Annotated in this window: 9 protein-coding genes; 7 read left to right on the top strand and 2 right to left on the bottom strand. The window is 40.8% G+C overall.

Features of this window, described 5'->3' with window-relative positions; genetic code table 11:
- The first annotated feature begins 462 nt into the window (after positions 1-462).
- From J502_RS15350 to J502_RS15330, 5 genes are read left to right on the top strand one after another with little or no spacing between them, the layout of a single operon-like run.
- Positions 463-894 carry a hypothetical protein gene (locus tag J502_RS15350; RefSeq protein ID WP_004695737.1) on the top strand — a complete coding sequence of 144 codons (432 nt, stop codon included), beginning with the start codon at positions 463-465 and terminating at the stop codon, positions 892-894.
- A gap of 26 nt (positions 895-920) precedes the next feature.
- Positions 921-1,169 (top strand): DUF2933 domain-containing protein, encoded by a 249-nt coding sequence (locus J502_RS15345; protein ID WP_004695740.1) that lies wholly within the window; start codon positions 921-923, stop codon positions 1,167-1,169.
- Between the two features lie 20 nt (positions 1,170-1,189).
- Positions 1,190-1,840 carry a methyltransferase family protein gene (locus J502_RS15340; RefSeq protein WP_004281871.1) on the top strand — a complete coding sequence of 217 codons (651 nt, stop codon included), beginning with the start codon at positions 1,190-1,192 and terminating at the stop codon, positions 1,838-1,840.
- An 11-nt stretch (positions 1,841-1,851) separates the two neighbouring features.
- Positions 1,852-4,227, top strand: coding sequence for a heavy metal translocating P-type ATPase (locus J502_RS15335; protein WP_005404764.1), 2,376 nt, complete (start codon positions 1,852-1,854; stop codon positions 4,225-4,227).
- Positions 4,224-5,507, top strand: coding sequence for an MgtC/SapB family protein (locus J502_RS15330; RefSeq protein ID WP_004679352.1), 1,284 nt, complete (start codon positions 4,224-4,226; stop codon positions 5,505-5,507). The genes J502_RS15335 and J502_RS15330 overlap by 4 nt, the downstream gene beginning before the upstream one ends.
- Positions 5,508-5,545: 38 nt before the next feature.
- On the opposite strand, the gene J502_RS15325 is transcribed toward J502_RS15330, so the two are convergent.
- Both J502_RS15325 and J502_RS15320 read right to left on the bottom strand, forming a co-directional pair.
- Entirely contained in the window at positions 5,546-6,946 is a 1,401-nt protein-coding gene (locus J502_RS15325; RefSeq protein ID WP_005105857.1) for a heavy metal sensor histidine kinase, read from the bottom strand.
- A complete protein-coding gene (locus J502_RS15320) occupies positions 6,939-7,619 on the bottom strand; it encodes a heavy metal response regulator transcription factor (protein ID WP_004679347.1) in 681 nt (226 codons plus the stop codon). The genes J502_RS15325 and J502_RS15320 overlap by 8 nt, the downstream gene beginning before the upstream one ends.
- Before the next feature lie 148 nt (positions 7,620-7,767).
- On the opposite strand from J502_RS15320, the gene J502_RS15315 reads away from it, so the two are divergent.
- Both J502_RS15315 and J502_RS15310 read left to right on the top strand, forming a co-directional pair.
- A complete protein-coding gene (locus J502_RS15315) occupies positions 7,768-8,064 on the top strand; it encodes a hypothetical protein (RefSeq protein WP_005006338.1) in 297 nt (98 codons plus the stop codon).
- 89 nt (positions 8,065-8,153) lie between these two features.
- Positions 8,154-8,933: multicopper oxidase domain-containing protein (locus J502_RS15310; RefSeq protein WP_034685040.1), on the top strand; the 780-nt coding region annotated here is incomplete at its 3' end.

Below are 8,933 nucleotides of genomic sequence, written 5' to 3'. Positions count from 1 at the left end.
TTAAAAATAATCTTCTTTACCTTCTATCTAATAAATATACCAATAAGTTTAATAATTAAATTATCCACCCTTTTTTCTATAAAAAACTATTTTGATCAACTGTATTTTTTCTTTAAAGGAATAACAGTGTAAATTACATTAAGAATGTGTCTCTAACTAGCCTTGGAGTCATCTAATCATTTCATTTTTATTTTTTTAAGCACATAAAATCATAACAACTTTAATAGTTTTAAAAGATTAATATTAAATAAAATTTTTGTCATCTCAGCATAGACTATATATTTCGAGAAGATCTCAAAATTACATTTTTGTCATTTTTAAAAATAATTAATTAATAGTGCTAAAATTTTTAAGAGAGACAGAGAATAACCAAAAATTTCATCAGTTTAGTAGTCAAATTCCTAGACTCTGTTCAGTACTAAAACATAGCTTTTACTTCCAAATTATTTAAAGGAAAAAATTATGATGAAATTCAAAAACATTTTTTTGGGCTTATGTATCGCAGCCGCGTCATTGAATACATTTGCACAGCAATCCGATGAACACAAAGATCACCACCCTGAAAAAACAGCACCATCTGCAGTAACAATTAAGCAAACAGTTACCAGCACCACTGCTACAGATAAAATGGCTGCAATGGATCAACACATGAAGGCGATGCAAGCCATGCATGAAAAGATGATGGCTGCAAAAACCCCACAAGAACGTCAGAAACTTATGGCTGAGCACATGAAACTCATGCAAGGAGGTATGAGTATGATGAAACAGATGGGCAGCCAAAGCATGAATGCAAATATGGCTGACCGTCAGCAGATGATGGAAAAACGTATGGACATGATGCAATCCATGATGCAGATGATGATGGACTGTATGCCTCCGTCAGCAACTAAATAGTTACCCATGAATTAGGGGAAAGCACCATGAATCACCAACACCAAGAAAATAATTCAGTACCTAACTTCTGGTCTACACGTTATGCCATTGGTCTAATCGTGCTGGGTGGTATCGCAGCTTATTTTCTATTAACGGAACATTTAGCCCACGTTATCGGTGCTTTGCCTTATTTATTCCTTTTAGCGTGTCCACTGATGCATATTTTTATGCATGGTGGTCATGGGCATAACCACTCGCAGCAAAAAAAATCCGATATATCTGATAACAAAAAATAGCTCTTATCAGGAGATCCATCATGAATCATGCGGAATCGGCTTATGGTTTATGGACGCTGGTTATCATTAACTCAGCAGTTTTTATCATGTTCGCTTTCAGTTTTTTTAGACCTTCCACTGCGCGCGATTGGCGTACATTTGGGGCCTTTTCGGCTTTTATCATTGCTCTATTTGTCGAAATGTATGGTTTTCCTTTAACCATTTACCTGTTATCTGGTTGGCTTCAAACTCGCTTCCCTCAACTTGACTTACTTTCTCATAATGCAGGTCACTTGTGGTCAACGCTATTAGGTGAAAAAGGTGATCCACATTTTGGCATTTTGCATATCGCCAGTTACGTTTTCTTGGGCTATGGATTTTACCTGTTATCAACGTCATGGCACGTGCTGTACAACGCGCAACGTCAGCATTCTTTAGCGATCACAGGCCCTTATGCACGTATACGTCACCCACAATACGTGGCTTTTGTGATGATCTTGCTGGGTTTTTTATTGCAATGGCCAACTTTACTGACACTGATTATGTTTCCAATCTTACTCTTAATGTACAGCCGCTTGGCAATTAAGGAAGAGGCTGAAATGAGTAAACAATTTGGCGCTGTCTATGACAGCTATGCCCAACAGACTCCGAGATTTATTCCGAAATTCGGCCATAAAACTACTTTGCCATAAGAGAATTATTCATGTTAGATCAAAAAAATCATAATCAGGATCATATGACACAGGCTACAACAGACGTATTGAAAGACCCAGTCTGTGGTATGACAGTTACTGAAGAATCGAAATACCATGAGGAATTCAAGGGGAAAACTTACTTTTTTTGCAGTGATAAATGTCAATCAAAGTTTCATAGCAGCCCGGTGCAATATATCGCTAAACCCGCAACGACGACTGCCGATGCACATACACAGCATCATCAGACTACTCAATCCGTTAATGATGCAAGCACAACAGGCACGACCATCTATACTTGCCCAATGCATCCAGAAATTAGACAGGATCATCCTGGAAACTGTCCTAAATGCGGAATGACACTGGAACCACTCATTCCCGAGTTAGAGGAAGATGAGAATCCTGAGTTACGTGATTTCCGTCGACGCTTCTGGTGGACACTGCCACTCACCATAGTCGTGACTTTTTTGGCGATGTTTGGCCATCAACTGAACCTGTTCGACATGGCAGTTCAGAGCTGGATTGAATTAGTGTTGTCACTCCCGATTGTACTGTGGGCAGGTTGGCCATTTTTTTCCCGTGGTTGGCAATCGGTTGTGAATCGCAGCCCAAACATGTGGACCCTGATCGGTCTAGGTACAGGGGCTGCTTTTATTTACAGTGTGGTTGCGACCATTGCACCACAAATCTTTCCAGACTCATTTATCTCCATGGGTCGTGTCGCTGTTTACTTTGAAGCTTCAGCGGTCATCATTTCTTTGACCCTACTGGGGCAAATACTGGAATTAAAAGCACGTTCGCAAACTTCTGCTGCAATTAAGTCACTCCTCGGACTTGCTCCTAAAACAGCTCGCCGAATCCTGCCCGATGGAACTGAGGAAGATGTTCCTCTGACTCATGTCCATGTAGGAGATTTACTCCGCATCCGCCCAGGTGAAAAAGTTCCTGTGGATGGTGTAGTCACCGATGGAAGCAGTTCATTGGATGAATCTATGCTGACAGGTGAACCTTTACCGATCACTAAACGCATCGGTGATAAAGTCATTGGTGCTACCCTGAATACCAATGGTTCATTGATCATGCGTTCAGAGAAAATTGGTTCAAGTACCATGTTGTCTCAGATCGTACAGATGGTGGCGCAAGCTCAACGCTCAAGAGCCCCAATGCAACGCATGGCTGATCAGGTTGCAGGTTGGTTTGTCATGGCTGTAGTAGCCATTGCCTTGCTTACCTTCTTTGGATGGGGACTGTTCGGCCCAGAAGAGTCGAGCTGGGTTTATGCATTAATCAATGCTGTGGCAGTACTCATTATTGCCTGTCCTTGTGCACTAGGCTTGGCAACTCCAATGTCTATCATGGTTGCAACGGGTCAAGGTGCTACTCATGGTGTGTTGTTCCGCGATGCAGCAGCCATTGAGAATCTGCGCAAGATTGACACACTAATCATTGATAAAACAGGTACGTTGACCGAAGGACGCCCTGTATTCGATCGTGTGGTTGCCGCATCAGGTTTCGATGAATCTGAAGTATTACGTTTAGCCGCCAGTCTTGATCAAGGCAGTGAACACCCGCTAGCCGAAGCGATTGTAAATGCAGCACACGAACGTGGCCTGTCTCTTGAAACACCAGATAATTTTGAATCAGGCTCAGGGATTGGTGTTCGAGGTCAAGTGGGCGATCGTCAGTTAGCTTTGGGCAACACAGCACTGATGGAGCAATTAGGTATCTCGGTACAATCTCTGATTCCGCAAGCCGAAGAGCTGCGTTCAGAAGGTGCAAGTGTGATGTATCTCGCTGTTGATGGTCAATTGGCTGGCCTGCTTGCTGTATCTGATCCAATCAAAACAAGTACCCCCGAAGCACTTGCCACCCTGAAGGAAGCAGGTTTACGGATCGTGATGGCAACGGGAGATGGTCTCACCACTGCACGTACAGTCGCAGCACGTCTGGGTATTGATGAAGTACATGGTGAGGTTAAGCCAGCAGATAAACTGGAACTTGTAAGCAAATTACAGAAGGAAGGTCGTATTGTTGCCATGGCCGGCGATGGAATTAATGATGCACCAGCACTAGCCAAGGCTGATGTTGGTATCGCTATGGGGACCGGGACTGATGTCGCAATGAATAGTGCTCAAGTTACCTTGGTCAAGGGAGATTTACGCGGTATCGCGGTTGCCCGTTCACTTTCGGAAGCTACTGTTGGCAACATGAAACAGAACCTCATGTTTGCTTTCCTTTACAATGCCTTGGGTATCCCAATAGCAGCTGGCGTACTCTACCCATTTACCGGTTGGTTGTTGTCACCGATGATTGCGGCCTTGGCTATGAGTTTGAGTTCAGCTTCAGTGATCACGAATGCCCTTCGCCTGCGACATAAAAAGCTATGATAGAGAGTCTTTTTCTTCCACCAGATGTATCAGGCCTGATTGCAGCACTTGCCATCGGCCTGCTCATTGGTTTAGAACGAGGATGGCACGATCGTGAATTGCCCGAGGGCAGCCGAGTAGCAGGCCTACGTACCTTCACATTGACAGGATTGCTCGGAGGAGTGCTCGGTCATTTACAACCAAACTTCGGGCCTTGGCCGCTGGTCGCGGCCGTATTAGGGCTTTCCTTATTATTAACAGTGTCCTACGCGCGTACCGCAAAACTTTCCGGTAATCTAAGCGCTACCACGACGATCGCGATGCTGTTGACATTAGTTTTAGGTGCATATGCATCCCATGGTAATGTTACTTTAGCATTAACCGCGGCTGTAATCGTCGCTGTATTTTTGGATCTCAAGCCAACCTTACACGGTTGGCTACGCTTGATAGAGCATCGTGAATTAACCGCATCCCTGCAGTTGCTGGTACTTTCTGTCGTTATATTACCCTACTTACCCAATACGGGTCTGGGACCTTTTGCTGCATTAAATCCTTACCAGTTATGGTGGGCAGTGATCCTGATTGCCGGACTCTCTCTGGCAGGTCATTTTGCCATGCGGCTTACCGGTTCAGAAAGAGGCATATTCTGGACAGGTCTATTGGGTGGTTTGGCATCTTCTACAGCTGCAACTGTCGCACTGGCACGCTATACACGCCAGCACCCCGTCATGGTCAGTGCTGCTATTTCTGGAACATTGGCTGCCTGTGGCATCATGTTTTTTCGTATGGTTGTGCTGATAGGCGTCATTGAGCCAGCATTGCTAAGCACTTTTGGTGGTGCAATGATGATTGCGGGAATCCTTCTGCTGGGTATGGCATTGTGGAGACAACGCCAAATTACCAGCGCTGAAAACAACGATCGAACAATAGAAGCAATGGCTCCTTTTGATCTTGGGACAGCATTCAGCTTCGCTGCTTTCCTGGCTGTCATGGCAGTCTTGGTCCCGGCAGCAAAACAATGGTTGGGCACCAGCGGCATCTTCGTATTATCGACTATTTCTGGGCTAGCAGACGTAGATGCTATTTTAGTCTCACTTGCCCGCCTGCATAGTACTGAAGGCTTAACAACAAATGTGGCTGCTGTCGCGCTAGGGCTGGCCACACTGAGCAACATGTTAAGCAAAGCGACAATTGCATGGATGACAGGGGGGGCACAGTTTGGCCGAGCTATCATATTTGGCTACACAATTGCCATGATAGGTGCTGGCGTAGCTCTGGCTCTCAGTTTGAGCTTTATGTAAGGTCAACTCGGGTAAATGGAAGATGTTCAAAAAATGAGTTAAAATGATTCCCCTTGCATGGATTCACTTTGAAAAACAATGGTAAAAATGATTCGACCATTGAGGGATTCAGCCTGGATGGTCGCTCCAAGCATATCAAGAATAGATTTTGTTATCGCGAGCCCTAAGCCGGTTCCTTCTTCTGTTCTTTGTCTAGATGCATCTGTTCGATAAAATCGATCAAATAACCTGGATAGTTGTTCAGGAGAGATTTCAGGGCCTTCATTTTCAATTGAAAATATTGTGTTATCTAAATTCTGTTGAAGTTTTATGCGTATTGTAGAATTCTTATTTCCATATTTAACTGCATTAGATAATAGATTGCTGAGTGCTCGACGTAACATAGCAGGATCACCTTTGACATTTCCAGATCCTGTTTGTTGAAGCGTCATATTTTTTTCGGCAGCTAGCGCATCATAGAAATCAAATAAGGCTGTAACTTCTTTAACCAGGTCAATATTCTGTAAGTTCTGTAATTTTAGGCCATGTTCTGCTTTTGCCAAGAAAAGCATATCGGATACCATTCGAGCCAAACGTTCTAATTCTTCTAAATTAGAAAATAGTACTTCTTGATAGGTACTGGTATCTCGTTTACGGGCAAGACATACTTGAGTTTGAGTCATTAAGTTATTAATCGGTGTTCTAATTTCATGCGCTAAATCAGATGAAAAATCGGAAAGCCTTTCTAAAGCTGATTCTAGTCTGTCGAGCATATCATTGAAGGCAATTGCTAATGATTTTAGTTCTGTTGGTGTGTGCTCAACTTCTAAACGTTCTGAAAGATGTTGGGCAGAAATGCCTTCTGCGACCTTAGCCATTTTTTGCACGGGTCTTAAACCTCTCCAGGTTGCAAACCAGCCTAAAAACATTAAACAAATCGTACCGGCTAAACCAATGTAAAAAAGTTGACGCTTAAAATCATTTAAAAAATGTAGATGTTCAGATGTATCGATCCCCACAATAATGCGTACAGATTGTATTTCAGTATTTTTGTTTATATCCGTGTTGTAGATCATGCCACGATAGGTCTTATTCTTAATTTTCCATTTAATCCAAGGGTTATTTGCTGACTTGATTAACTGTTGAGTATTAATGATTGAAGATGCTGAACTAAATAAAATCTGACCTGCCGGTCGTTCTATTTGGACCATAAGATCATGGTGTCCAACTAAAGCATCTTTCAAATATAGATCAAGTTCTGGAGAATTTTTAGGATGCTGTTGGAGAAGATTCTGAATAAGCTGGATTTTACCTTCTAATTGGGTACGATCTTGCGTTTCAAAATGATGCATCACTAATTTATGGATGAAAAACCCCATCATAATGAGAATGCATATAGTCGATAATGAGAAAATAATACCAATACGAAAACTGATAGATTTGAATAATTTATTATTCATCTTCTACCTCTAATACATACCCCATTCCTCTAATATTTTGAATTAACTTAGGGGTAAAATTACTATCTACTTTATTTCTTAATCGTTTAATAGCGACTTCAACTACATTTGTATCACTATCAAAGTTCATATCCCAAATTTGAGATGCAATAAGTGCTCTTGGTAGAATTTCACCTCTTCTACGCATAAAAAGCTCCATAAGCGCAAATTCTTTAGCCGTCAGATCAATGCGTTGACCTGCTCGTGTTACCCGACGTTTTCTCAAATCAAGTTCTAAATCAGCAATCTTAATAATATTATTATCTTCTCTTTGTTGCCCTCGTCTAAGGAGCGTTTTTATTCGAGCTAGAAGCTCTGCAAAAGCAAAAGGCTTTACTAAATAATCATCAGCGCCTAACTCTAAACCTTTTACTCGATCTTCGATTTGATCTCGGGCGGTAAGAAAAAGAATGGGCATTGTTTTACCGCTGCTACGAATATCATTGATAATATTCCAACCATTTAGTCCAGGTAACATCACGTCTAAAATAATTAAGTCATACTCTTCAGAAAGAGCTTGATGTTTACCCGTTAACCCATCTGTAACCCAGTCCGTAATATAGCCAGCTTCGGATAAACCTTGCTTGAGATAATCACCAGTTTTTTGTTCATCTTCAACTAATAGTATTCTCATTTCCGAATCCTAAGTCATTCATTAAAACTATAATAACGTTATAAAACATCTGATCGAGATAGATTACAAAAATGTCATTTTCAAGTCACTTAGATGTTCAGTGCTTCACTTTATTGTAGTAGCAAGAAATTAACTTTTAGAGAAACTTATGAAAACTGTAGTGCGTCGTAGTCTAACAATTTTAATGTGTGCTGGAACTTTAATTGCTGGTACTCAATCTTGGGCAAAAGATGTATCAACCTCAAGTGCCACTAAAACGGTAAAAGCACAGGAACCTTGTACAAAACCTTGTAAAATGGAAAAAGATGACAAGACTCAGCAAGATCATAGTCAACATCAGTCTCCTAACTCATCTGACATGTCAAAAATGGATCATTCTATGATGAATATGGACCATTCTAAAATGGATCATTCAAAGATGAATATGCCTGGTAGCAATAAATAATTTTATAAATAGCGAGAAAGAAGTATTAAAGTTTATACTAAATATTTGCTTTATTACTTCAATCTTGACCTTTCTAAAGGTGAGATAGAATGTCAAAAAAGTTAAGTCATATACTCTTAATTGGAGTTGGTTTATTTTCATCAACTTGGGTAATGGCGGCAGTTAAAGAATATGATTTAACAATCGCTGAACAAACTGTAAATATCACAGGAAAACCAGTTGAGAGAATTACTGTAAATGGTAAATTCGTTGCACCACTTCTTGAATTTGAAGAAGGTGATGAGGCCGTTATCCGTGTTCACAATAAGTTAAAAAATCAGGACTCTTCAATCCATTGGCATGGCTTATTATTACCTGGAATTATGGATGGTGTACCTGGATTTAACAAATTTAATGGCATTGCCCCTAATAAAACTTATGAATATAAGTTTAAAGTCCGCCAAAATGGTACTTATTGGTATCATTCACATAGTAAAGGACAAGAACAAGACGGTTTATATGGTGCTTTTGTTATTTATCCTAAAGATAAAACTCCACTAACAGCTGCTGAAAAAACCGATAAAGATTACGTTGTTTTGCTTTCTGATTTTCATAATTCAACAAGTGATCAAATTATGAAAAATCTTAAAAAAGAAGCAGATTACTATCAGAACCGTCGCGAAACAGTATTCGATGTATTAAAACAAGTTAAACGTGATGGATTAAAGGCAACTTGGCAAGACCGCTCTATGTGGAATCAGATGCGGATGTTGAAAACAGATATGTCCGATGTGACTGGTTATACATTTTTAATGAATGGCAAAACACCTCAGCAAAACTGGACCGGTAACTTCAAAGCTGGTGAAAAAGTTCGCCTTCGTTTTATTAAT

Origin of the sequence: Acinetobacter sp. 1294596, assembly GCF_000582925.1 — a bacterium.
Taxonomy (GTDB): domain Bacteria; phylum Pseudomonadota; class Gammaproteobacteria; order Pseudomonadales; family Moraxellaceae; genus Acinetobacter; species Acinetobacter radioresistens.
Note: the sequence above shows the minus strand (reverse complement) of the source record. Positions and strands in the feature narration are given on the sequence as shown.

Excerpts from the sequence above, each read along its gene's own strand:
- J502_RS15350 (WP_004695737.1), top strand. The coding sequence starts at position 463 with ATGATGAAATTCAAAAACATTTTTTTGGGCTTATGTATCGCAGCCGCG.
- J502_RS15345 (WP_004695740.1), top strand. The coding sequence starts at position 921 with ATGAATCACCAACACCAAGAAAATAATTCAGTACCTAACTTCTGGTCT.
- J502_RS15340 (WP_004281871.1), top strand. The coding sequence starts at position 1,190 with ATGAATCATGCGGAATCGGCTTATGGTTTATGGACGCTGGTTATCATT.
- J502_RS15335 (WP_005404764.1), top strand. The coding sequence starts at position 1,852 with ATGTTAGATCAAAAAAATCATAATCAGGATCATATGACACAGGCTACA.
- J502_RS15330 (WP_004679352.1), top strand. The coding sequence starts at position 4,224 with ATGATAGAGAGTCTTTTTCTTCCACCAGATGTATCAGGCCTGATTGCA.
- J502_RS15325 (WP_005105857.1), bottom strand. The coding sequence starts at position 6,946 with ATGAATAATAAATTATTCAAATCTATCAGTTTTCGTATTGGTATTATT.
- J502_RS15320 (WP_004679347.1), bottom strand. The coding sequence starts at position 7,619 with ATGAGAATACTATTAGTTGAAGATGAACAAAAAACTGGTGATTATCTC.
- J502_RS15315 (WP_005006338.1), top strand. The coding sequence starts at position 7,768 with ATGAAAACTGTAGTGCGTCGTAGTCTAACAATTTTAATGTGTGCTGGA.